Annotated in this window: 19 protein-coding genes; 7 read left to right on the top strand and 12 right to left on the bottom strand. The window is 42.8% G+C overall.

Features of this window, described 5'->3' with window-relative positions:
• Positions 1-457: 457 nt before the first annotated feature.
• The 6 genes from acsC to cdhA form a co-directional block, all read right to left on the bottom strand.
• A complete protein-coding gene (gene acsC, locus FXW07_RS06890) occupies positions 458-1,867 on the bottom strand; it encodes an acetyl-CoA decarbonylase/synthase complex subunit gamma (RefSeq protein ID WP_229394809.1) in 1,410 nt (469 codons plus the stop codon).
• Positions 1,868-1,870: 3 nt separating this feature from the next.
• Positions 1,871-3,196 (bottom strand): CO dehydrogenase/acetyl-CoA synthase subunit delta, encoded by a 1,326-nt coding sequence (gene cdhD / locus FXW07_RS06895; protein ID WP_229394810.1) that lies wholly within the window; start codon positions 3,194-3,196, stop codon positions 1,871-1,873.
• Positions 3,197-3,440: 244 nt separating this feature from the next.
• Positions 3,441-4,202, bottom strand: a complete 762-nt coding sequence (locus FXW07_RS06900) for an AAA family ATPase (RefSeq protein WP_229394811.1) — start codon at positions 4,200-4,202, stop codon at positions 3,441-3,443.
• Positions 4,203-4,260: 58 nt separating this feature from the next.
• A complete protein-coding gene (cdhC, locus tag FXW07_RS06905) occupies positions 4,261-5,679 on the bottom strand; it encodes a CO dehydrogenase/CO-methylating acetyl-CoA synthase complex subunit beta (RefSeq protein ID WP_229394812.1) in 1,419 nt (472 codons plus the stop codon).
• A gap of 24 nt (positions 5,680-5,703) precedes the next feature.
• On the bottom strand, positions 5,704-6,216 hold the full coding sequence (cdhB, locus tag FXW07_RS06910; RefSeq protein WP_048154118.1) for a CO dehydrogenase/acetyl-CoA synthase complex subunit epsilon: 513 nt from the start codon (positions 6,214-6,216) through the stop codon (positions 5,704-5,706).
• A 2-nt stretch (positions 6,217-6,218) separates the two neighbouring features.
• A complete protein-coding gene (gene cdhA, locus FXW07_RS06915; protein WP_229394813.1) occupies positions 6,219-8,645 on the bottom strand; it encodes a CO dehydrogenase/acetyl-CoA synthase complex subunit alpha in 2,427 nt (808 codons plus the stop codon).
• A 1,887-nt stretch (positions 8,646-10,532) separates the two neighbouring features.
• Between cdhA and FXW07_RS06920 the strand changes: the two genes are divergently transcribed.
• The 3 genes from FXW07_RS06920 (at position 10,533) to FXW07_RS06930 (ending at position 12,658) form a co-directional block, all read left to right on the top strand.
• Positions 10,533-11,153 (top strand): rhomboid family intramembrane serine protease, encoded by a 621-nt coding sequence (locus FXW07_RS06920; protein WP_229394814.1) that lies wholly within the window; start codon positions 10,533-10,535, stop codon positions 11,151-11,153.
• The gene (locus FXW07_RS06925) at positions 11,147-11,569 is read left to right on the top strand and encodes a hypothetical protein (protein WP_229394815.1); all 423 of its coding nucleotides are present in this window, start codon (positions 11,147-11,149) and stop codon (positions 11,567-11,569) included. Before FXW07_RS06920 ends, FXW07_RS06925 begins: the two co-directional genes overlap by 7 nt.
• Before the next feature lie 504 nt (positions 11,570-12,073).
• Complete coding sequence (locus FXW07_RS06930; protein WP_048118952.1) at positions 12,074-12,658, top strand: TIGR00288 family NYN domain-containing protein; 585 nt, start codon at positions 12,074-12,076, stop codon at positions 12,656-12,658.
• 39 nt (positions 12,659-12,697) lie between these two features.
• Here the strand turns inward: FXW07_RS06930 and FXW07_RS06935 are convergent, their stop codons facing one another.
• From FXW07_RS06935 to FXW07_RS06960, 6 genes are all read right to left on the bottom strand, one after another.
• On the bottom strand, positions 12,698-13,675 hold the full coding sequence (locus FXW07_RS06935; RefSeq protein ID WP_229394816.1) for a methanogenesis marker 12 protein: 978 nt from the start codon (positions 13,673-13,675) through the stop codon (positions 12,698-12,700).
• A 23-nt stretch (positions 13,676-13,698) separates the two neighbouring features.
• A complete protein-coding gene (locus tag FXW07_RS06940) occupies positions 13,699-14,052 on the bottom strand; it encodes a DUF2103 domain-containing protein (RefSeq protein WP_048123723.1) in 354 nt (117 codons plus the stop codon).
• 268 nt (positions 14,053-14,320) lie between these two features.
• Positions 14,321-14,758, bottom strand: a complete 438-nt coding sequence (locus tag FXW07_RS06945; RefSeq protein WP_048123724.1) for an ACT domain-containing protein — start codon at positions 14,756-14,758, stop codon at positions 14,321-14,323.
• Positions 14,759-15,209: 451 nt separating this feature from the next.
• Positions 15,210-16,514 (bottom strand): phenylacetate--CoA ligase, encoded by a 1,305-nt coding sequence (locus tag FXW07_RS06950; RefSeq protein ID WP_229394817.1) that lies wholly within the window; start codon positions 16,512-16,514, stop codon positions 15,210-15,212.
• 638 nt (positions 16,515-17,152) lie between these two features.
• Positions 17,153-18,160, bottom strand: a complete 1,008-nt coding sequence (locus tag FXW07_RS06955) for a bifunctional oligoribonuclease/PAP phosphatase NrnA (RefSeq protein ID WP_229394818.1) — start codon at positions 18,158-18,160, stop codon at positions 17,153-17,155.
• Between the two features lie 140 nt (positions 18,161-18,300).
• A complete protein-coding gene (locus FXW07_RS06960; protein ID WP_048118960.1) occupies positions 18,301-18,654 on the bottom strand; it encodes a prefoldin subunit beta in 354 nt (117 codons plus the stop codon).
• Between the two features lie 550 nt (positions 18,655-19,204).
• Between FXW07_RS06960 and FXW07_RS06965 the strand changes: the two genes are divergently transcribed.
• The 4 genes from FXW07_RS06965 to FXW07_RS06980 all read left to right on the top strand — a co-directional run bounded on the left by FXW07_RS06965 (position 19,205) and on the right by FXW07_RS06980 (position 24,799).
• Complete coding sequence (locus FXW07_RS06965) at positions 19,205-20,278, top strand: M42 family metallopeptidase (RefSeq protein ID WP_229394819.1); 1,074 nt, start codon at positions 19,205-19,207, stop codon at positions 20,276-20,278.
• 575 nt (positions 20,279-20,853) lie between these two features.
• Complete coding sequence (locus FXW07_RS06970; protein ID WP_229394820.1) at positions 20,854-23,250, top strand: type I restriction-modification system subunit M; 2,397 nt, start codon at positions 20,854-20,856, stop codon at positions 23,248-23,250.
• A complete protein-coding gene (locus FXW07_RS06975) occupies positions 23,247-23,513 on the top strand; it encodes a hypothetical protein (RefSeq protein ID WP_229394821.1) in 267 nt (88 codons plus the stop codon). The genes FXW07_RS06970 and FXW07_RS06975 overlap by 4 nt, the downstream gene beginning before the upstream one ends.
• A complete protein-coding gene (locus FXW07_RS06980) occupies positions 23,510-24,799 on the top strand; it encodes a restriction endonuclease subunit S (RefSeq protein ID WP_229394822.1) in 1,290 nt (429 codons plus the stop codon). Before FXW07_RS06975 ends, FXW07_RS06980 begins: the two co-directional genes overlap by 4 nt.
• Positions 24,800-24,880 lie beyond the last annotated feature (81 nt).

The following is a 24,880-nucleotide window of genomic DNA, read 5'->3' on the forward strand; positions in this document are numbered from 1 at the left end:
GTCTAAGAGAGCAGGGAGCTCCGAAAAGTTATTAAGAGTAAGGTTTATAGTTACCATTGTTTTTGCCGTAACATCATTACATAATTATAGAATTATAATTTTGTGTAGTGATGTTACACTTACTTTTATCACTAGATTTTGGGACTGAGTCGCAATTTGTATTCTACTATTTTTCCTGTTTGCATCTACTATTTTTCCTGTTTGCATCTACTATTTTTTCCTGTTTGCATTCTTACTATTTTTTCTGTTATCTTTCTTCTACATTTTACTTTTTATGTCATTTTTTCTTCAATTCAGAACCTATCTGGAAAGTCGACATCTGTGTTTTGTAAAAATTTCAATAAGAAAGTCGACATCTGTGTTTTGTAAAAGTTTCAATAAACGACATTCCATATCAAAAAAAGAAATTTCCGTGTCCTTTCGGCACGGAATATTAATATTCAAATTTATTTCCTGATTATTTTGGAGGCCAGTTCTTTTCCATAAATCCAGGTAGCCTTCCTGAGTCCATTGGTCCCACAAGAACCTTTGCACCGAGTTTGTCCTCAATGTCACCCTGTAGACGGGCAGCAAGACCCGGAGTAATTACMGTGTTGTGRGTAACATCTTTCTTGAGGTCAAATCCTGACTTCTCAAAAGCTTCCTTCACTTTRTCAGCGGTCAGCTGCCCACCGGCAACAGATGCTTCCACACCGATACCGTCTGTGTTAACTGCAAGCAGCCAGCAGTTGATGCCGTTTGAGGCAAGATCGCTCTCTACTGTGTAGTAGGTAAGAGCAAAGTTTGTTGTGAAGAGAACTGGGGARTTCTCGTCTGGAGTTCCTACCTTGTACATCTTCGAGTCCACAGCGACAGGAGACCTCGGGTCGGTGTAAATTGTCTCTGCCAGGTGCACTTCGGGCATGGTGGCGTATGGTTCCATGCTGTGGAGAAGCATAATGTCTCCGTACCTGATGGTAAAGACCGAGGAAAGAACTGTTTCCCAGTAGGAGGCACTGACAGGGTCCGAAATTCCAGACATCCAGGCAGTAAGCGGCATAGCCATGATTGGATATGCGATCTCGGTATCGCCCATAATRCCTGCTCTCCTAATCTTCAGGAAGTTGGTAAAGGTGTCTTTCAGGCCTTTGCCACTTGGGTAGGTTCCTGGGTCGAGAACAATGTCCTTGATACCTGCTTCTGCAAAGGTTTTTGCGAGGCTCTTAAGGGTATCAAGGTCATTGAAAGCTGAGACTACGACAGGCACCTTATATTCAAGGRCCAGTTCTCCTACTTCCTTCCAATTGTCTTTGTTTGCAGCATAAAGCAGAGGGTTCTTGTCCTTTGCAACCTCAAGTCCTGCCTTCAGGACTGCAGGGTTAAAGGAACAGAGAATCACTGGCAATTCTGTGTTTTCTATAAYTTTCTTGACAGCTGCTGCAAACTTTGCAGGGTCATTGGATGCAGCTCTTATTGCTACMCCGTCAAGGAGCAGGTTGCGTCCGACGTAGAACTTTTTGTAGTCMGTAATTTTCTTAACTCTTTCAACAAGGGCAGCTTCCTCCATTGTATCAGTMACATCGAAGAACATCTTTGTCTTGTTGAAGAAGGTCAGCTTGTGACGGTAAAGCACATCGTCGCCACCAATCTTGGCTACTCTGTCGCCTACACCTATTGCAACTTCACGAATTTCCGGGGCAAGGAGCTTGTCAAGCTCTGCGAGTTTCTTTGCAAACTTCTTCTCCTTTACGAGGGGTGGGCAGTCTGTTGTCTTCCCGGATCTGTCGATCAGCTTGGAGGCAAATGCCATACAGGTAGGCTCACCACATTCTCCACAGTTGGTCTGAGGAAGGTATTTGTAAGCTTCTAATGGGCTGTTTATTTTCATGTTTTACACCCCCGATCCAATCCAGTTAGCAAGGTCAATAGGCTCTGCCTCAATTGAACCAAATAAAGTCTGGGTAATGTGCTTCAGGACAGCAACCGAGGTTGGRTGCATCATCATGAAGAGGTCGTTTCCTGCAATAGCAAGAGAGAGACCTGTAACGATTTCCCAGATTGGTCCTCTGTATTCTCTGGGGCCCCAATCCGAGTCTTCCTTMAGTGGTGAGCTAACCATCCAGGACTCACGGGCACCCCATGCATTGGTGGTACCGGATGACATTGGGAAGGTCAGTTCTTCGTCACCCATAAGGGCTGCAAGGCGGATACGCTCCATGTTGGTGTAAGCGTAGTCGAGACCATAGCCGAGTGCTGCAGTGGTTGGGTCCATGATGATCCTGTCTCTTGGGACGTTGCACTGCTTCATGAGCTTCCTGTTAAGTTCCTTCTGGGAGTTCATATCCAGCTGAGTCCAKGAAAGGACATCGTGGTCGTACTTTAATGCMGCCTCTGCAATCTTTGCATAGTCAAGGTTCAGGCTTGCAGATGCAATCAGGCAGCGCTCTCCTTCTGCAACTTCTGCAGCTCTTGCAAGTACTTCAGGGTCTTTCTGTGGGTTCCCGGAACCGCCAATTGCGATTGGGACATCAACAGCCTGAAGTACTTCTTCCACAGTCTTTGCTGCTTCCTTGGCAGGTGTGTCTTTAACCAGTGGGTCGGTTGAAATCAGGTGGATTGTGATCATGTCTGCGTTGAACTTTTCAACGTTCTTCTTTGCCCATTCTCCTGGGCTGTCCATGACCTCATCGTAGTTYTCCTTGACAGCTTTTGCMAGACCGATTCTCATATCGAATACGTCAATGGTAACCTGGTTCCTGTTGGGCATTACGGCGTCAGGGAAGAATGGAAGGGCTTTTTCGCCACCAACCAACACTCTCTTTCCACGGCTTCCACCATCTGCAGAGGTGTTACCTATTGGGACTTCCTGAATAGGGGTTGCCCATTCTGCAAAGTTTTCAAAACTGAATTTGGCAGGAATGAGATCCTTAAACTTAGGAGCTGCCAGAGCAGGGGAAATMGCAGGGGCAGCAGGGGCACCAGCCGCAGGGGCACCAATGCCTACAGGGACACCAAACATGCCAGCAAGTCTTGCAAAGTGCTGTGCAAGTACTGCATTCTCCTGTCCGAGGAGAGCAGCAAGCATCGGGTCAAAGCCACCTCCGAGTCCACTGAGTTCAAGCTCAATGTCCCCTTCTATAGTTACACCTTCAAGGGAGAGTATGTCCATATCCTTGAACATGTCTGTCATTTCTGATAACTTAACTTTCTTTGCCATGTAAACCTCACCTTTTCCGTAAGTTTTCCGTTTTGATGAGTGACTGTATAAATAAAGAAATAATACAGATTTTACTTCCAGATTCTTCCCTGATATGGAAAGAAAAATTGAAGTTGAAGTAAACTCTGCCCCATATTTCACATGATTTTGAATATTGTTTTAAGCTATTAAAACGGGCAAAAGGATTTGTATCTTATTTCCGGCACGTTTTTCTGCAATATTACAGTTCAAAAGGAAACCGGGATTAGAATCCCAGTTTTTTCACAATATTTTCGATTTCTACTGCAGCAATTGAGTCGTCCGAAATTTCGAAGAGMGGTATGCCTTTTATATCCATTTCCTCGATTTTAGGGTCGAGTGGAATCATACCTATCATGTTAAGTTTCAGGTCCTCTGCCAGTTTGACAAGCTTGTCGCGGTTAGCATCTGTAACCTTGTTTGCAATAACGTGAATTCTACCAATGTTTGAGTCCAGTTCAYCCACAAGTTCATGAATTCTCTCAGCAGTCCGAAAACCCCTTCGAGAWGCGTCTGTTACGACAATAAGGTCATCTATGTCCCGTATAATCTTCCTGCTGAAATGTTCAAGCCCGGCCTCTGCATCAATGATAACTACATCATAATTCATGATCAGCTTRTCCATGATGCCACGGAGAAGGTTGTTTACATAACAGTARCAKCCTGAACCTTCGGGCCGGCCCATGACCAGGAGGTCATAGCCAGGCATTTCTTCGATGATCTCATAAACCTTGCTTTTAAGTACGGACTCTTTATTCATATCGGGATTGTCAGGCCTTGGTTTTGTGATCTCAGCCTGTAAATACTCCTTTGCATCCCCGATTGTTTTTACGTCCTCACAGCCAAGAGTCTCAGGCAGGTTAGTGTCTGCATCTGCATCAACTGCCAGTAGAAACTGACCTTTTTTGGAAAGGGAGCGGATCAGAAGAGCCGCTACCGCTGTTTTACCAGTCCCACCTTTTCCCGTTATTGCAATTACTTTTGTCACAGAATACCCCATTGGATTGTTTTTCGTCTTAGGCGATTACTTAGTCACCCAACTACGTTTAGTCCTTCTTCTCGCTGATGATCATTTTGTCAATGGAGATCTTTGCATTCTTGAAAGTGATCTTAATTCCACCAGCCTTACCAGCAGGCATCATTGGCATTGAAGCCATTGCAGGCATCTGGAAACCGGCTGCAGGCATCATCATTGGAGCGGCTGCAACAGCTACTTCCTCGGCTTCTTCCTCTTCCTCTTCTTCTTCCTCTTCTTCCGCAGCTGCCCAGCTAGCAACGACCGGGTGGTTCTTCTCCTGCAGGAAAGCCTTCAAGGAATCAATGTCAGTTGCATCGTTCTCAGTTGCGATCTTATCTTTGATGTCTTCTGGAATRGTKTCKGCAATCTTTTCCTTGAGCATGGATGGGAGCCAGACAACTCTGTTCCAGCCACCATCAGCCTGGATGAACTTGGGGGAATAGAAGTAGGCGACACCGATACCGAGGAAACCTACGATCTGCTTTCCACCGCCTGTCTGACCTGCCATAGAGGAGAAACCAAGGCCGTTAGGGGCCATTCCCTGGTATTCTCTGCTAACCCAGCCAATACCGTCAACCTCAGGGATGTAGAATCCKACTACTTCAAAGCAGCCACAKGAGGTGTGTGGGGAGTCGAAGAAGGAGTGGAGTTTAATCTTGYTAAATTCRCCACTTGAAAGCTTTACAGCAATRTCATTGACACCGGAGTATTCACCKGTRTTGGAATCGAGGAGTTCACCCTTMTCGATTGCAAACTGAGGGCCTTCTGGGTCTACTTTTGCTGCTGCACGGCCRTCGAACCAGTTGATTGCACCACAAAGAGAGACTCTGTCRGGGGAAACTACACAGACGTTGGTTGGAGCAAAAGCCTGACAGAGGGTACATCCATAGAAGACGTCAACATCTTCGTCATGGAGGTTCTTTGTCCTGGCATCTCTTGTCTTGAAAATTTCCTTTGCTTCTWCCAGCTTSTTCTCAACTTCAGCCTGGTCGGTGTAGAAGGTCACCTGCATCTTCTCAATAAAGGGAAGCTCGGTCTTGAAGAGCATCATGACAGCTTTTCCGAAAGAATCRAGGGAGTCCATCTTTGCAGCTGTGTCCTTGGAGATTCTCATCCAGACATCATATCTCTGGTTCAGGTGCATAATGCCCTGGCAGTAGTTGATGAAATCGTGGATACGCCTCTCGATWACAGATTCAAGGTCAGCCTCTATGAGTTCTCCACCGATGTTGAAGAYCATTGCCCAGGGRTAGGTTTTACCYTCTTCCATTTCCTTGAGATCAGGACCGATAATCGTAACTTTGTCATCTTCGATCTCGTCCATGGGTTTTGCACGGACAAGTTCCAGACCCAGGGACTTTGGGCCACCTAGTTCAACAAACATTCCTTCCTTTCTTACTCTTTCTCCTTCAAACATTGGGGAAATCTCAAATGGGAATTCTGCCATTATATTTCGCCTCCTAAATTAAACTTATAAAAGGTCAATTACCTCATCCAGTGCTGCGATGTGATCTGCTTTGCTAAGGTTTCCAAAGGACATCGTTGCATTCTGGATGTAGCTCTTGTCTATCGAAATTGCTTTTACATCACTGAAATTTTTAGTTGCTGACAATACCTGGTTGATGTAGTACTTCTTGTGGCCCAGGAGTATGATTGTGTCATAGTTACCATTGCCATCAAGTCCTGGCCAGTTAGGATCTGTCAGATAGAAGCCAAGCGCGTGCAGGTTGATGTACTTGGCATTGACACCCTTGTCCACAAAACCAATCATTGAGCTACCGGTTGCTGCAATCGGGATGTTTTTTGCTTTTGAGATCTTCACTGCACGGTCCAGAACCTCGGGGTCGAGAACTCCGGTTCCAACTACAAAAAGTGGCCTCTTAGCCTTTGAAATAAGCTTGGCGGCTATTTCTGTGCTTATAGCTTTTGAGGTCTTTACACCGTAGGTGGTAAACAGTTTAGTATTCTTAGTAGTGTCAACCATCTTCAGGCCTCCTTGCAAAGTCTCTTAAGGTTAGTCGGCTGTGAAGAGACATCGAACTTAATTGCCGGACCGGAAATGATCTTCTTCTTCTTCCAGTCAATCTCCCATCCGTGTTCGGATTCAAGCATCTTCATAAGCATTTCACGCTTGGCAAGTGGGAGATCAGCTTCATTCCTGACAAATTTCCACCAGTCATCAGGTAGCACACCAAGATACTTCTCGCTGATTTCCAGCCAGTGGGTCAACTTAATGGACCTGCCCATGTTATTGTCGGATACACGGATACAGTTCTTTGCCAGCATTACACAGGCTTCCTGCCAGGTTTCTGCAGTGGTAATGAGGAACTCTGGAGATGGTGGAATTGCCATTTCGGAACCGTTTCTGCTGTCGTAAAGTTTCCATTTGCTGTCATCGTAGGTCTTTGCGATCAAAGCTCTCCTGTACTTACCGCTGTGGGGACCGAGTACTGCAGGAATACCATACATGTTACATCCAGTACCGATAGCTGCTGCCTTCTGAGAGTATGCACCCCATGCAAGTCCTACTGCACCGATACGGTTGAGTGAATAGTCTGCAATCTCGGCGAGGTTGCCTGAAAGGTTTCGACCTGCAAAGATTGCAGCGACCTTATGACATGTAGCCGAAATGTGAGCGTTCGAAACACAGGATCCGGTGTTGAAGATGTTACCTCTCTCGAATCTGCCCGGGAACCTCTCGTAGAGAGTCTTTCCGTCAGCATCCTTGTACATACCGATGTCCATTGCAGAACATCCGGAAACTGCAACGATGTAGTTCCTGTTAAGGAATTCTTCTGCGATGTTGTATACGTCCTTGGTGCCTGCAGGGAAGTTGGAACATCCGATAATTGCAATAACACCCGGGGTAGTACCCATAACCAGATTCAGACCTTCTGCTCTGATTTCTGGATCGCTTACCTGACCTCTTCCTGCTCTTACAAAGCCTTTCTCTTCGGCAATAGCCTTCTGGGCAGCCTTCTCGATCAGACTCAGGATTGGGATTTCCTTATTACAGACCTGCTCGCACCTGCGGCAGCCTACACAAAGGTCATGCAGCTCTTCCAGGGCAGAGTAGTCTTCTCCCTTAGCCACTGCAATTGCTGCAGGGATTGCCAGTTCTTCTGGGCATGCCAGTGCACATTCTCCGCATTCTACACACTTGGAAACGAGAACTTTCATCTCTTCGTCTGTGGGGATTGCTGAGAGTCCTTCAGCTTCGCGGATTGGGGCCATCTTCAGAGCAACTTTGGGTACAAGTTCTCCTAGTTTCTCGTAGTCCAGCATCACACAGCCAGGGATCTTGCCAGATACCAGGTCTTCTACGATTGCATCTACATCATCATTGGTCCTGTCTTCCAGGCCATACATGATCTTTTCATTGGATGCAATAATTGGGATCTTGAGTTTCTTTCCTTCTTCTACAAGGTCTGCCCTTACGCACTGTTCATCGAGAACAACTACATCCGGAATTCCGGAGCGTACGATCTTCAGTTCCTTTGAGATGGTACCGACGATCTTTGCATATGGGGCTTTCCGGTCTTCTCTCTTGTATCTGGTCATGTCGAATGCAGTACAGCAGAGACCTCCGATTTCCATCTTGTCAGTCAGACCATTGTCTTCCATGTAGTCCATGATGTAGGTGACACCGGCAACGTTGTGCCCAATGGCAATGATGACTGGCTTGGAAGCATCAATTGTTCCCATACCTACTTCAACAAGAGGAGCCTCAGGATCGGATTTCGGGAAACCGAGTGCAGTAACCTGGGCAATATCGGAAACTTCCATACCTACGTGGTCAAGAACTCCAGCAAACATTGCCTTGTTATCATAGTCAATTGCTGCTGCTTCCTGTCCTGCGTGTACAGTTGCAAGTAACTGGCCTACCTCTTCTTCAACATATTCCATTATTGGTTTGAGTTCGCCGAGGGTCTTCGGCTGCCGACCTGTGACAAGCTGAATATTGGGGGCAATAACATTCGAAGCGCCCATGTTAATCGGCATATCTCCCCCGAAGAGGTCAACAATGTGATTGAGCAGGTGGCGGCCGTGGGCACTGTGACATGCACAACCTGTCAGACAGCGCAGGAAGAACTCTCTTGCAGCCTGACCTTTCATGTCAAGACCGCAAGCACCTCTCTTGTTTCCTTCCAGGTTACACGGTCCAAAGGTACAGTAGCAACACTGGTCACACATTGGAGTATATACAGGCTCATAACGGTCGAACAGTGTAAAACTCCAGCTTCTTAATGTGCCGATTGAGGGGAAGGGGGTCGGACCCATCGGGCCAAGTTCTTCTTCTGCTTCTTTTGCCTCTTTGGCAACCTCCTTTGCTGCCCCTACAATATTGTTAATAGTGATCTGAACGGATTCCAGATCTTCGATAGAAAAACTCCCGGTAGTTAGTTTGCTCATTTGAGCTTTACCTCCTAAATTTGTATAAAGTCGACTTCACCAAGACGATTGCAATTTCTAATTTTTCGGCATATTTGTAATTCTCAAACACTCCTTGCCGTCTGCTTAAAGTTACAACCGTGTAAGTAAATGCGCTTCTGGTAAAATGCTATTAGCTACTTTTTTTCAAATAGCAAATATTTCACCAGCGTTTTTCCAGCTAAAGTCGTTTTTAGAGGAAATATTTCCACATAAAAGTCGTTTTTAGGGCTTAACCGCTCTTCAAATCCATTTTTACGCCCTTTATCTCAAAAAAACCGTTTTTGCCAACGATTGAGACCTAAATGATAAGCAGAGGTCGCTACCGATGGATAATAAACACTAATTAAATGTCTTAACGTACCAAATCTATATAATATTTTCTAATTTGTAACACGCATTTCGAGATGGGTAAAGTGGGAATGTTCAAAATCAGTTGACTTTGTGAGTTTATTTTAACTATGTATGCAAAAAAGAAGTTAGTGTCTTTAGACATGGGTTTTTTAGAAAAAACCATTATAACCCTGGTGTTTTATCTCTTTGTGCTATTACTTGTTAACAATTATACTTTTTCCTCGTATTTACAACAAGTGATTATGTAAATATTTGTTATCAAATGAGGTAATAATCCTTAGCCAAAACTTATCCTTACGGGAGATATAAAAATGAATAAATGTTTTCAATTTTATAAATGTTTGTTGAATAATTAAATCGAAAAATATTTATAGGCTTAGCATTGCCATACTGCTTTACACAGTAAACGCCGTAAACTATTTTTGTATTTTCACAGGCAACATGTAAATATAATATCTATATTAAAATATTAATCTGTTTATTTTTTCATTAAAATATTATATAATCAGATAAAATATAACATAAATTCATTCTCTAATAAGCTACTCTTGAACAGGTTATTCTTGAACAGAATGAGAACAACTTTTAAGGAATTGATTTTGAGTTTCCCACGAGCTTTAGCCTCCGATTTATTTCATCAAAAGTTTGGACGAGGGTAAATTGGCTTAAGAATGATTCAAATATAATATCAAAGGTTTTTGTTGCCGAAAATGATTATTTGGAGAAATTATAGGTCAACTCCCAGACTCAAAAGATGAAGTCAGATTTTTATCATTCCTTAGTTAATAGACCTCTGAAAAACGGAATTTTAAATAAGGTGAATGTCTAAGCCATAGTATCCGGAAATTTACTGGTTTACACATAAATGATATAAAATATGTATCCCTCTTCAAATTCAATGGAGAACTTTCCAACTTGAGAAATACACAACAATTTTATCATCTAGTTGTAGAGTTAATACATCTCTTGGTATTGTTTTTCTGACCTGGTTAAATTCTTAAATTTTCAGCAAATACATGAAATTTACTTTTACCCATACGATTTGAAGAGGATACTAAAATATCAATTACTAGGTCAATGAAAACGATATTGCCGATATCATTCTAAGCTGAGATTCTTTATCTGAGATACAGGTGAAATACTCTAATAATACTCTAGATACTAAATACTCGATACTCTAAATACTCTAATGATACTCTAATCGCCTCAAATTCTATAATTGCTTCAAGTTTAAGGCTGTGATGAGATTAAATGAAAATAATTAGAATATAAACCGGAGATAATTAGAGTACAAATCGGAGAATGATCAGAATATAAACCTGAGATAATTAGAATACAAACCGGAGAATGATTAGAATATAAACCTTAGATTGATTAGAATATAAACCTTAGATTGATTAGAATATAAACCGGGGAATATAGAATATAAACCGGAGAATAATTAGAATATAAACCGGAGAGTAATTGGAAATATGTTTGACCTTAATGCAGCTTACACCCCTGGAGGCGGAACAGGTGGCAAGTAAAGATTCTGTTTTCGCAAGCCCTTCAATGGTAATCATTGCCCTGTGCACGCTTTCATTCTTCCTGGAAATGATTCCGGGCATAGGTGATGTTTATTATAGTATTTTTTATTTTGACCCCAGTTATCTTGTAACAAGGCCCTGGACGCTTGTTACATACATGTTTCTGCACAATGGTTTATTCCATCTTTTATTCAATATGCTCGTCCTGTACTTCTTCGGAACTGCACTTGAGCGGCGGATAGGGAACAGACAGCTTCTGGCAATTTTCTTCACAGCCGGAGTTCTATCGGCAATAGGGTATACGTTTTTAAGCCAGCCAATATTCAATATCTCGCCTGGTCCAATGGTTGGCGCAAGCGGAGCAATCTACGGGGTCTTTGCAGCCCTTACAATACTTGAGCCTGATATTCGTGTTTATGTCTACTTTGTCCCGATGAAGCTAAAACATGCCCTGGTGCTTTTTGCTCTGTTTGATTTTCTGATGGTAAACTCATCTGACATGATAGCCCATACAGCTCACCTTAGCGGTCTCTTTGTCGGTCTTTATATGGGCTTCCGCATAAAGAAAATCGAGGAAAATTTAAGACCGGGATATATCGGCAGGTGGTGACTCTGGAAGGAAATGACCTTCTGGAGGGCACATACTACTATCCAAAACCCGATCCAGGAGAGAAAATTCCTATCCTGGTTTTAAATTTCAGGAGACTATTTGCAGCATGGTCTCCGGATTTTAAAAAGACCCTATACTTTGAAAAAAAACCCGATAATGAAAACCTGAAAAGGGTGAGGGAAATTAATCTGCTCCATGTCTATGACTGGCTTGCGGGCAGAGAAGGAATGATAGAACTTACTGACCCGGAGTTTGAGCAGTTTATGGAAGTTTATGAGGCTTTTCTGGAAAGGCTTGGAGAAATCCAGTACCTCAGGCGTAAAAAAGGAAGAAGAGCGGAAAACATCTTTGAACTCAAAGAATCTCCATACGTTATTCGAGAAGTAAAAAAGGGACCCTTTTCCGACAATTTATAAATAAAATTACTACGTTTTATAGATCTACGATTTTATAGATCTACGATTTTATAGATCTACAATGTTATAGATCTACGATGTTACAGATCTACGATGTTATAGATTTACGATGTTATAGATCTACATATTATAGATCAGGATTTTTGTTTTGCCGGAGTTTCTTCCTTCCTGTTCGCAGGAAGATTCTCAGGTTTTTCAATCCAATCGTTCATAGAAGGATAGAGTTGCAAACGTTGATTGCCTTAATATGCAAATGTTTTACTACAGAAAAGCAGATATAAGGTATCATCGGATTGAATGCAAAATTGTGGTATCAAGATATAAATCTTAGAAATTCGGAACTTTAAACCTCAAATACTGATCGCGGAAGCATAAACTCTGTACCGGCAGATTGGAGGGCTGCTGGTAGTGTAGCTTCCCCCAGAGTTAGTGCTGTATTGTCATATGGCGCAAACAAATAAGGTACAGGTTCCGTGAACTGTAAGATCACAGAGGACATTGATAATGAAACCTGTAAAAAGCGGAATCGACTCAATATCAAAATACCTCCGCTCGAAAAAAGAAGTTGGCAGGCGGAAAATAGGGCTTTTAGTGGATGGTCCCAATATTCTCAGAAAAGAATTTGATGTAAATCTTGAGGAGATAAGGGACGTCCTGAAAGATTATGGAAATATCAAAATTGGGCGCGTTTTCCTTAACCAGTACGCCTCTGACAAGCTCGTGGAAGCTATCGAAAATCATGGACTTGAACCTATAATTTGTTCGAGCGATGTTGATGTGCGCCTCGCGGTAGAGGGCATGGAGCTAGTATATAATCCTAACATTGATACTCTTGCAATCGTTACAAGGGATGCGGACTTCAAGCCGCTTTTGAACAAAGCAAATGAGCACGGCAAAGAAACTATTATTTTTGGAGTCGAGCCCGGTTTTTCCACAGCACTAAAGAATTCGGCGGACTATGTTATTCTTATGAAGAAAGACAGAATGAGCAGTTATGATGAGTCCGATGGAATAGGACCAGGTGAAGGAAAAATTGATACATCGGAATATCAGGACAGTATGTATGAAGAATCCATAGAAAAGACCTGATTTATGCCTGTCCTTTTTTGATATTCCTTTCTCACTTTTTTAAGAGTAGTTAACCTCTACGCCAAGGATTTCTTTCTCTCCTGCAAAAACATCCCGTGCGATCTCGGCACAGCCTATTGCAGCATGCCACTTTCCAAGGCACTGACATTCTTGCCCCAGATGTGCACGGATTTTTTTCTGCACATATTCGAATTCGCCTACGGACCCTGCAAGAAAAACCTCTCCGATTGTTCCATAGTCCTTAAGAAGAAGCTGCATTGACGCAATTTCCATGGCTGCAAACAGCGAAATAGTATCAAGGGCCAGGAGGGCAGGACTTTCTTCTTTTTCGGCTGCAAGGAAGAGTTCTTCCCTATCTTTATATGGAGTCATTTTCAGAGCTCCGGCTTCCATAAAAGCCTGGTTGGCTGTACAGTGCCCGTAATCCACGTCCCTGATAGCTTGCAGGTCAAGGGGCCCGTGATGAACACCCGGGGCAAATATGCAAGCATCGATTGCCCCAATTACCTTCCCATCGACAACGGCAAGAGTAACAGTGTTTGAACTTATATCGGAAACCACGAAGTTATTATAACCAAGGCACAGGATATGGTAAGCAATTCCCAGTTTTTCGGGACTTGTAAGGTGGGAAAATACCTTCATTCTGGAATCTACTTTGCTCTCCGTATGAAGGCCAGGGATTGCTATTGCCGGGATTCCGGAGTTCCGAATGGCATCAAAAACTCTTGTGCCCCCTCCTGTCTTTTTTCCCGCCCCTTCAATACTCTTGAGCCCTCTTCCTTTAAGGTTTCTAACATCCTTTATTGTGGAAAAACCGTCTCCCATCGAGTACGTCAGTGCAATAAGGTCGATTGTCTCACGCTGAATTCCAAAATGCTCCTCAAGCGAGGTCAAAATCTCATTTTCGGACATGGCTGCTGCCTCAGCCCTCTCAAGCTCAAAGGTATGGGTATTTTCCCCTTCTATGAGAGCAAAACGCATTGCAGTGGTGCCATGATCAATCCCTATAAAAGCCAATTACCTGTCTCTCCTTTAACGCCTCAGAGGGCAGTTTTCAAGATTTCATTCAGTTCATTCATAATTCTATCTCCCTCTTCAGCGGTCCCAACTGTTGTTACCAGTCTTATTTCCTGAAAACTTCTGCCTTCAGAGAGCAATAGCCTCAAGTTCCCTCTCGCATCCGCACGCAGTACTTTTCCAGTGAGGCTGCCTCCAGCAATGCCTTTTACGGAAATTACGGTTGGGATTACCTTTTTTACTTCAGGGTGCTGGCTCACAAGCTTTACAAGTTTTTTACCAGCCCTTCCCCCAATAATTGTCGTATGAGCTCCACCAAGCTTATTTTTTGAGGAGCTTTGTGCATTTTCCTGTAATTTAATTTTATTTTCAGTCATTGTAGTCAAATCGGTAACCTGTTTCCCTGGCACCTTTTTCCTTTTCTTATTTATCGTTTTTATATTTATCACGTATATCTATTTATCTGGTCAGAATCTCAAAGAAGTGGTTCAGACTATAAACCTTCTTATCAAGGTTTTGTCCTGAAGCCAGAAGCTGTAAAAAGAAGATCTCCAGAATCCCAGGAACACAAATACTCCAGATTCTGGATAATTTCGTTTTTCTCTAAAAACGCTTTTTTTGTGAAAGTCCGTTTTTTCGTTAAAATCAGATCTTTTCAAGTTCCTTCATGCTTATGAGCTTGATGCCTTCTTCTTCAAGTGTTTGAATTGCCTTTTCAATGTCGTTGACCCTGACTATTAAAAGGGCTTTCTGATCCCTGGTGACAAAGGCATATGCATAGTCAATGTTGATCTTGACTTTTCCGAACACTTCTGCAATACGGGACATGCTGCCAGGGACATCATCCATTTCGATTCCCAGAACGTTGGTTTCGGAAACGGTAAATCCTGCATCATGGAGTATGCTGTGAGCATAGTCGGACCTGTCCACAACCATGCGAATTATTCCGAAGTCTCCAGACTCGGCAATGGTAAATGCCCTGATATTTATGCCGGCGCTTTTCAGTTTATTTGCGACGTTTGCAAGTCTGCCAGGTTTATTTTCCGCAAAAAGGGAAATCTGCTTTATAATTTTGTCATCCATTCCAGCACCCATGTCCTTATATTGCTTGTTCTTTGTCCTTATACTGTTTATTCATATTCTCTCTTACTTCTTTTTATAGTCTTCTTACCAGAGTATAATATAAGTCTCGATGTCAAGTAACATCTCCATATCAAATATAATATAGTCTCTATGTATACTTTAAGCTTACATACAGTTTTTAAGCTTATAACCAGTTATAATCAATTCAGCAGTAAATCGCCCTATTCAGAGTCCTATTTAGAGTGTTATTTACTGATATTGTTCTTGTATATAATCTAAATCTTTTCTGCACTGGTTGTTTTATTCTGCACTGGCTATTTTATATTATATCTGATAACTTTACTTTACGTCTGGCTCAGCATGGTAAAAGAAACTCGAGAGATTGTCCCCATAAAAGTGAAACCTGCAGGATAGTAATATTTGCAGGTTTTGTTTTCGCTCTTTGAAGCTTTCAAATCTTTCGCTTGTCGATAACTTTCTTTGATTTTCCTTCAGAACGGGGCAGAGAGCCGTGCTCCACCAGTTCCACCTCGACTGCAAGATTCAGTACGCTTTTAAGTGCGCTCGAAATCTTCTTTTTAAGTGCCATCATGTCTGACATTTTATCGCTAAAGGCAGACTCATGCATTTCGATCTGGACTTTCATGGAGTCAAGGGGTCCAATCCTGTCTACAATGATCATGAAATGGTTTCCTACTTCAGGAATCTTCATAAGGACCGATTCTACCTGTCCTGGGAACACATTGATTCCGCGCACGATAATCATATCATCCGAACGCCCACTGATGCGTGTAATCCTTGGATGGGTTCTTCCGCACGCACAGGGCTCCGAAAGCTTTCGGGTAAGGTCCCGTACTCTGTAACGGATTAAAGGAAGAGCTTTTTTATTAAGGGTAGTGATTACGAGTTCCCCAATCTCGCCATCAGGAACAGGCTCACCTGTTTCGGGATTAATAATCTCAACAAGGAACTTGTCTGCCCAGATATGAATTCCGCACTGTTCCGAGCATTCGGTAAAGAGAGGACCGCTCATTTCCGACGTCCCGTAAATATCAATAGCTTTAATCCCTGATTCGTCTTCTATACGTTTTTTGAGTTCTTCGGACCAGGGCTCGGCCCCGAAAAATCCCATTTTTAATTTAGTATCGTCCCTGATACTAATGCCTTCTTTCCTTGCAGTCTCAATCATATAAAGGAAGTAAGAAGGCGTGCAGGCTATAGCAGTGACGTCAAGGTCTCTCATAAGCTCAAGCTGGCGCTCGGTGTTTCCGGAGCTTGTAGGAAGTACGGTTGCGCCCAGTTTTTCGCTCCCGTAATGAGCACCAAGCCCACCTGTAAAAAGCCCGTACCCGTAACTTACCTGAAGGATATCATTTTTTCCCATTCCAACAGAAGTAAATCCTCGTGCAAGGGACTCTGCCCACTCATCAATGTCATTCTGGGTATATCCTACGACTATTGGTTTGCCTGTTGTACCTGAAGAAGCATGGAAACGGGCGAGTTTTGAGTTCGGGACGCAAAACATACCAGTTGGATAGGTATCTCTGAGATCCTGTTTAACTGTAAAAGGTAACTTCCTTATATCTTCAAGAGTTTTGATGTCTTCCGGCTTAACTCCGTGTTCATCAAACTTTTTTCTATAAAAAGGAGAGTTTTCATACACATAATGTACAAGTTGCTTCAACTTTTCTTCCTGCAGCTTATTCAAATCCACTACAGGCATTGTCTCTATCTCAGGATCCCAGTATTCTGGCATTTTTTCACACTCTGTATATCTTATATTCTGGGCTCTCGATATCAGGCCCAATAGATTCTAGCTTTTTTCCTGCATATCTCATTTCATGCCGCTTTAAGGTCATGTTTCAGTTCTCTGTAATTGCTTTTTTACTCCGATTGCTTTCTTACTACGGAGTTTATTATTTTCGAGTTTATTATTTTCAAAGGATATATACTTCCGGCAAATATAATATGAAGATTAGCTGGAGTAATATGAAGTTTAAGCTAGATTCTCATATAAATAAGCTGTTAGGACGAAAAAAGATTTTATAAGTAAAACTAAAAGTTTTACCAGATGCAATTACCCGATGCAACTATCCGATGTAATTCCCCGATGCAACTACCCGATGAAATTACCAGATCAGTTATCGAACTCTGGTCATATGAAACAAAATAAGATTTTAATTATACTACGAATTAAGGGATTTTTGAAGTATATTCTGAAAAATGAACCTATTTTGGTTATATTCTGAAAAATGAACCTATTTTGGTTATATTCTGAAAAACGAACCTATTTTGGTTATATTCTAAAAAATGAACCTATTTTGGTTATATTCTAAAAAATGAACCTATTTTGGTTATATTCTGAAAAATAAAACTTTGTTTTACTTTAAGAAATCACTCATTTTCAAACTCTTCGATATCATCCTTAAAAGAGATCTCTTTTGATGTTCCTCCAAGAGAAGCTTCAAGAATCTTCTTTGTTCTTTCCCTGCATTTATCCAGCACTTCTTTCATATCACCGATCACATCGATTCCGGCAGCTCCGGAATGTCCGCCGCCTGTACCGTTGTACTCGTTACTTATATCTTCCATTAGCTGGCCAAGGTTGACCCCGGCACTTACGGCGTCACGCTTTGCCCTTGCACTTATCCTGACGCTTTCACCTTTGGCCGTGCCAACAAAAGCGACATCTGCACCGATATTAATGAGCATGGAAGATGCAGAACCTCCGAAAGAGCTGACATGGGAAGATGCTATCAACATATCCTGTACTCTATCGAGCTCGATGCGGCTTGCGGCTTTCAGGATAGCTATACGCATTGAAATATCCTGTGGGGTAGCAGCCATAAGATCCAGCACTTCCCCATACTCAACGCCGCTATCCTCTATAATTTTGGATACTACCCGGAACGTATCTGCCGATGCATGTTTAAAATGCCCGGTATCCGTTACGATTCCTGTGAGCATCCCGATTCCCACGCGCCGGTTAATAGGTGCTCCCATTGCTTTTAAGATATTGTAAACTATTTCTACGGTAGAGGTACTGTTCCTGTGCAGGTAGAATTCGGCATTTTCTGTAAGAGCAGTAGTTGTATGATGATCGATAACGCAATACCTGGTAAGTTCCAGGTCATTTAATTGTGCTTTTGTGGAGGTATCAACCACAACGACAAAACCGTAATCAGCCGGATTAGGTATATCAACAACCTCAATGCCAAGTCTCTCGATAAGCACAGCAGCTACACGGTTGCAGCCGTCCACAAGTCCGACAGTGCCTCCGATAGCTTCGGAAAGAGCAAAAGCACTGCTAACCGCATCCGGATCTGCATTCCGGTGACACAAATATAAAATATTTCGATAGTCGAGGAGTCGGTTGAAAAACTCCGCTTCATTAACTTCCATTGTCCACTCTGGCTATCGTTTTTATAGGCATTGATCTCCCTGGATTCAAGAATTTCGAGATTTCGGCATGGCTTATTTTATGAGTTTTGGCAAAGCTATAATTTATTTAATATTCCTTTATGCTGGAATGAAAAATAAAATTATTGTGCTCTGGCGCCTAAAGCCTGCTGAATCTGCTCTTGAAGCTGTTTAAAGCGAGATGTGAGCCTTTCTTCCTGCCTGGAAATGGACTGAAGCCTGAGTGAGAGTGTTTCTTCTCTGTCTTTCAATTTTGTAATGGACTCTTCCTTGCTCGTTTTTATTACTAACTCCCCTACATTGCGGTAGACTACTGCATCGTCAGTAAGTCTATCTAATTCGTCCAGAGCCATCTTGGACTCTTTTTGCATAGCTTCAATCTGTGATTTTTGCATAGCCAGAGCCTGTATCTGCTGCTGTATCTGCTGAAGCTGTGCTATCTGATTCTGAACTTGAGGAGGTAATTCTGCGGTCATATGATTTTCACCTGAGTCCTCAATAAACCTAAAGGGATTTTAATGTTTCTGTTACAGCTTTCGAAAAGTTTCCCTTCGCCATTGAAATTAATCTGGAGCCCTCCTGCCAGAAACTCAAATAACAGATTAATCCTAAATATCAAACAGTATAATATTTATTGATCTGAAGTATAAATGATCTGAAGAATATCTGAAGGTTATCTGAAGTATAAAATGATCTGAAGGATATCTGAGTATAAATGATCTGAAGGATATCTGAAGTATAAAATGATCTGAAGGTTATCTGAAGGATATCTGAAGTATAAATGAGCTGGTTAATCTCCAACTCAATGGTCTAAAGAGAAAATTGCTTGAGAAGGAATAATTATAAAAGAACCGTTTATCAAAAAGAGACCATAAAAAACCATTTATCAAAGTGTTGTTGTAAAAAAACCATATAATAAAGGGGAATAATAAGGGGATAATTATAATTAACCTTATTAAATTATGATTGGTCTCATTAAGATCAATTTGAACTTTAAATTTATTGATATTCAGGAGATATTCAAAGATGGAAAAAGGCGGAAACCTTAGAGAGATTAAATCTCTGCTTGAAAAATTCACCAATGCACACGGGATCTCAGGCTTTGAGGATGATATCCGAGAGCTCCTTGAAAAGGAACTTGAACCCTATGTCGATACCATGCGCAGAGACTGTATGGGAAACCTTATAGCCCTCAAAAAAGGAGAAGGCCCTTCCATAATGCTGGCTGCCCATATGGACGAAATCGGGCTTATGGTCAGGTATATTGACGATAATGGCTTCCTCAGGTTTGTCGGGATCGGGGGATGGTTTGACCAGACCCTTCTTAACCAGAGAGTTGTACTTCACGGCAAAAAAGGTTCAATTCCCGGAGTTATCGGGTCCAAGCCGCCTCACGTAATGAAAGAGGAGGACAGGAAAAAACCCGTGAAGCTGGACGATATGTTCATCGATATCGGAGCAAAAGACAGGGAAGATGCTGAGAACCTTGGAATTGAGATAGGCACGGCAGTTTCTATTGACCGGGACTTTGTGCCTCTGGCAAACGGAAAGATAACCTCAAAGGCCCTTGACAACCGTGCAGGCATCGTTATCCTTATTGAGGTTATGAAACGGCTTTCCAAACATAAAATCGGAGCAAATGTCTATGCCGTAGGTACTGTCCAGGAAGAGGTGGGGTTAAAAGGTGCAAGAACCTCTGCCTTTGGGGTTTATCCGAACCTTGCGCTTGCCCTTGATACAACTATTCCCGGTGACCACCCGGGCATTACTAAAACCGATTCTTGCCTGGAAATCGGGAAAGGCCCTGTAATTACATTAGCCGATGCGTCCGGAAGAGGCCTTATAGCTCACCCGCAGATTATTAAGTGGCTTAAGGAAACTGCCACTGAAAATGAGATCCCTTACCAGCTCGGCGTTGGTTCGGGAGGCACAACCGATGCGACCTCAATACACCTTACAAAAGAAGGTATTCCTACAGGTACAGTCAGCATAGCCACTCGATACATCCATTCACCTGTTGAAGTCCTGGATACGGCAGATATTGACGCGTGCGTTTCCCTGATTGTAAAAGCAATAGAAAACGTAGGCAAATATTTCTGAAGCCCTTTTAAAGTAACTATAATAGGTAATTTTACGCAAGAGTCGCATACACTTTGCTCTGTGTGTTGCGGGGAAAACTCTTGCAGTTTTGTTTTTTGATTTTTTTTCCGTTTTTTCTCTGCATATAATCTGTGTTTGTCGGTGGCTCAGTCACCGGTATGAATATTTATTGTTTCAGCTTTCAAGGGGTGACTCGCTTAAGAGTGGAGCCTTAAAATGAAACGAAAAAAGTTAAAACTGTAATTGAACATATTTCATTAAATCATTTTAAAACGGTGCTATTAAGGTCTCAATAAAATTCTTATTGTGAAACTCCAAGCAAGCTACAGAGAACAGACTTCTCATAGCATTTAGATACAGAGAACAGACTTCATATAGCATTTAGATGCAGAGAACAGACTTCTCATATAACATTTTATATGTTCGCCAATACCGGCAAAAAGGGAAAAGCTCTTGATCCTCGATAACAACCATACATAATTAAGCTAGTACAATTCCTGCATGTTTACATTTAACGATCCAATCAAACGAATACGATTCCAGGTAATAATTGAATAATTCAAGGTTTGCGTAACATGGCTCTTAAAAAATCTGAACTTTACTCTTCTCTCTGGTCCAGTTGTGACGAACTGCGTGGCGGAATGGATGCCAGCCAGTACAAGGACTATGTACTCGTTCTGTTATTTATCAAATATGTCAGCGATAAATACGCCGGTGTGCCTTTTGCCCCTATCACCATCCCTGAAGGTGCAAGTTTCAAGGACATGGTCGCACTCAAAGGCAAACCAGATATCGGCGATCAGATCAACAAGAAAATAATTGGTCCACTGGTCAATGAAAACAAGTTGTCTGATATGCCGGACTTCAACGACGCTACCAAGCTCGGCAGCGGTAAGGAACAGGTGGACAGGCTTACCAATCTCATTTCCATTTTTGAGAATCCTGCCCTTGATTTTTCGAAGAACCGCGCAGACGGTGACGATATCTTAGGCGACGCTTATGAATATCTGATGCGTCACTTCGCAACGGAAAGCGGCAAAAGTAAAGGACAATTCTACACTCCGGCTGAAGTCAGCAGGGTTATAGCAAAGATACTCGGTATCCGACAGGCCAATACGACAAGTTCGACCACGGCCTATGATCCTACATGTGGTTCAGGTTCGTTGCTTTTGAAGGTCGCAGATGAAGCAAGAACCAAAATAACCCTTTACGGTCAAGAAAAAGACGCAGCTACATCCGGTCTTGCTCGCATGAACATGATCCTGCATGAGAATCCTGAGGCACTTATTGTGCAGGGCAACACCCTGACAAATCCCAGGTTCAAGGATGGTGAGACACTCAAGACTTTTGATTACGTTGTTGCCAATCCGCCTTTCAGTGACAAACGCTGGAGCACTGGCCTTGATCCAATGAAAGACCCCTACGAGCGTTTCAAGCCTTTTGGGGTTCCGCCTTCCAAGCAGGGAGATTACGCTTATCTGTTGCATATCGTTCGTTCGCTCAAGATCACAGGAAAAGGGGCCTGCATCCTGCCGCACGGCGTGTTATTCCGTGGTAATTCCGAGGCCGATATCCGCCGTTCCCTCATACGCAGGGGTTACATTAAGGGAATTATCGGTCTTCCAGCCAACCTTTTCTACGGCACCGGCATCCCTGCCTGTATTGTTGTTATCGACAAAGAGGACGCTCAAAACCGCAAAGGTATCTTTATGATCGATGCCAGTGCGGGTTTCACGAAGGATGGTCCCAAGAACCGTCTCCGAGCTCAGGATATCCGCAAGATTGTGGATGTTTTCAATAAGAAGGCTGAGGTCCCGAAATATTCGCGGATGGTCAGTTTTGAAGAGATCGAGAAGAATGAGTTCAACCTCAACCTTCCGCGCTATATCGACAGCCAGCAGGCTGAGGACTTGCAGGATATTGAGGGACATCTGCATGGAGGCATTCCTTCTGCTGATGTGGATGCTCTCCAGCGGTACTGGGATGTCTGTCCACAGCTTCGGCAGGCCCTGTTCAAAGAAAATCGACCTGGATATCTGGATCTTGCTGTGGATAAGGCAGATATCAAATCTACAATCTACGAGCATCCAGAGTTTGTTGCTTTCACAGCCGGTATGAATGCGCATTTCGCTGCCTGGCGCACTAAAAGTTCTGCTATGCTCCGGCAGTTGCAGGCAGGCTGTCATCCAAAGGAAATTATAGCCACGCTGGCAGAAGACCTGCTTGCTCACTATGAAGATAAGCCTCTCATTGATAAGTACGATATTTATCAACACCTGATGGATTACTGGGAGGAAACGATGCAGGATGATTGCTATCTCATAGCTGACGAGGGATGGAAGGCTGAGACTTCTCGCATTATTGAGAAAGACAAGAAGGGAAGAGAGAAAGACAAGGGTTGGACCTGCGACCTTGTGCCAAAGTATCTCATAGTGGCTTGTTACTTCGCCAAAGAGCAGGAAGCTATCGATAAACTCGCTTCTGAGCTGGAAAGCATCACTGCCAGCATGACAGAGCTGGAAGAGGAACAGGGCGGCGAAGAAGGCGCATTCTCCGAACTTGATAAGGTTAATAAGGCCAATGTCGCTGCACGCCTGAAGGATGTAAAAGGCGATACGGAAGCAAAGGACGAATCTGCTGTCCTCAACGACTGGCTGAAACTCGCCAATAAAGAAGCAGACCTGAAAAAACGTCTTAAGGAAGCCGAGTCTCTACTTGATTCAAAAGCCTGTCATTACTACCCCAGGCTGACCGAGGATGATGTCAAAACGCTGGTTGTGGAAGACAAATGGCTCTCTTCACTGGATACTGCTATCCACGGCGAGATGGACCGGATAAGCCAGTCCCTTACCCAGCGTGTGAAAGAGCTTGCCGAACGCTATGAAACTCCTATGCCGCAGATGACTGGCCGTGTTGCTGAGCTGGAGGAAAAAGTGAACCGACACCTGGAGAGAATGGGGTTCAAATTATGAACGCCGGGAACAATATTTTGCAGATAATGTCTGCGGAATCTGGGGCGAAAAATGATACTTTCCCACAGACGGACCTTAATAAATTAAAATCTACTCTGGACTCTCAAATCTGCACTTACTACCCGAAAATAACCGAAAGTGAAATCAGTCAGCAATCCGCCGACCAATTGCCCAGGTTCCATATCAACCCCGTCGAATTCGACGGGATTAGAATGCAGGCAGATCTGTGGAATCCCGAACTCGAAAAGGAGGAACAGCAATGAGCGCGGAATGCAGCGCCGGAAATATTCCGCCGGGATATAAACAGACCGAGGTAGGGGTGATTCCAGAGGATTGGAAGATTACAACTTTGGGAGAGGTTGTTAGTAAACTTGTGCATGGTGGTACACCCTCTACTAAATATGAAGATTATTGGAATGGGGATATTCCTTGGATTACAGGTGCAGATATTATAGGTCAGCAGGTCTCAGAAATCAGGCGATTTATTACCAAAAATGCTGTAAAAAATAGCTCAGCAAATGTCGTTAACAAAGGTAATCTCTTATTAGTTTCAAGAACAGGAGTGGGTAAATTGGCGATTGCACCATGTGATATAGCAATCAGCCAAGATCTTACGGGGATATACACAAAAAGCGAGAACCTGACTACTGAGTATCTATTTAGATTCCTTGATAAGAATCAATCTCTTTTAAAAAATCAGAATCAAGGAACTTCAATATTGGGAATTACTAGAGAGACACTTTCATCAATTATTATTTTCTTCCCACCCACCAAAGCTGAACAAAACGCCATCGCCAAAGCTCTCTCCGATATGGATGCCTTTATCGAATCCCTTGAGCAGCTCATCGCCAAGAAACGCCAGATCAAACAGGGCGCCATGCAGGAATTGCTGACTGGGAAAAGAAGGTTGCCGGGATTTGGAGAAGGTAAAAGATACAAACAGACAGATATAGGAGTGATTCCTGAGGACTGGGATGTTGTTTATCTTTCTGATGTTGGTCGAAGTCTAACTGGCCTCACCTATAGTCCTTCGAACGTGCGAGATTTCGGCACGCTTGTTCTACGTTCTTCAAACATCCAAAACGGAAAGTTGGTTTTTGAAGATAATGTATACGTTGATATGGCTCTACCTGAAAGAGTTATTGTTGAAAAAGATGATATTTTGATTTGTGTGCGTAATGGTAGTCGTCAGTTAATCGGGAAATGTGCTTTGATTGATGAACGCGCCGCCGGAGATGCATTTGGTGCATTTATGTCCATCTACCGCTCAAAATATCCTAAGTATGTATTTTATCAATTTCAGTCTGAAATTATTCAACGTCAAATCAATGAGATAATGGGTGCAACCATTAATCAAATTACAAACAAGGACATGGCATCTTTTACTGTGCTTTTTCCACAATCTGATGAGGAAAAGAATTCCATTGCCACTATTCTTTCTGACATGGATTCAGAAATTACTGCGCTGGAAGAAAAACTTGCCAAGGCCCGCCAGATCAAGCAAGGAATGATGCAGGAACTGCTCACAGGGAGGATTAGATTAATCTGAATGTTTGTGCCAGATAGTTCAGTTAGAATATTCGTTCACTAAAGAGCCTATCCGAAATATACTGAGTCAAGGTAATTTTGC

The sequence above is a fragment of the Methanosarcina sp. DH1 genome (assembly GCF_020804205.1).
Taxonomy (GTDB): domain Archaea; phylum Halobacteriota; class Methanosarcinia; order Methanosarcinales; family Methanosarcinaceae; genus Methanosarcina; species Methanosarcina vacuolata.

Coding starts and splice junctions, on each gene's coding strand:
- cdhB (WP_048154118.1), bottom strand. CDS start 6,216: ATGGTTGACACTACTAAGAATACTAAACTGTTTACCACCTACGGTGTA.
- cdhA (WP_229394813.1), bottom strand. CDS start 8,645: ATGAGCAAACTAACTACCGGGAGTTTTTCTATCGAAGATCTGGAATCC.
- FXW07_RS06930 (WP_048118952.1), top strand. CDS start 12,074: ATGAAACCTGTAAAAAGCGGAATCGACTCAATATCAAAATACCTCCGC.
- FXW07_RS06940 (WP_048123723.1), bottom strand. CDS start 14,052: ATGACTGAAAATAAAATTAAATTACAGGAAAATGCACAAAGCTCCTCA.
- FXW07_RS06945 (WP_048123724.1), bottom strand. CDS start 14,758: ATGGATGACAAAATTATAAAGCAGATTTCCCTTTTTGCGGAAAATAAA.
- FXW07_RS06950 (WP_229394817.1), bottom strand. CDS start 16,514: ATGCCAGAATACTGGGATCCTGAGATAGAGACAATGCCTGTAGTGGAT.
- FXW07_RS06955 (WP_229394818.1), bottom strand. CDS start 18,160: ATGGAAGTTAATGAAGCGGAGTTTTTCAACCGACTCCTCGACTATCGA.
- FXW07_RS06960 (WP_048118960.1), bottom strand. CDS start 18,654: ATGACCGCAGAATTACCTCCTCAAGTTCAGAATCAGATAGCACAGCTT.
- FXW07_RS06965 (WP_229394819.1), top strand. CDS start 19,205: ATGGAAAAAGGCGGAAACCTTAGAGAGATTAAATCTCTGCTTGAAAAA.
- FXW07_RS06970 (WP_229394820.1), top strand. CDS start 20,854: ATGGCTCTTAAAAAATCTGAACTTTACTCTTCTCTCTGGTCCAGTTGT.
- FXW07_RS06975 (WP_229394821.1), top strand. CDS start 23,247: ATGAACGCCGGGAACAATATTTTGCAGATAATGTCTGCGGAATCTGGG.
- FXW07_RS06980 (WP_229394822.1), top strand. CDS start 23,510: ATGAGCGCGGAATGCAGCGCCGGAAATATTCCGCCGGGATATAAACAG.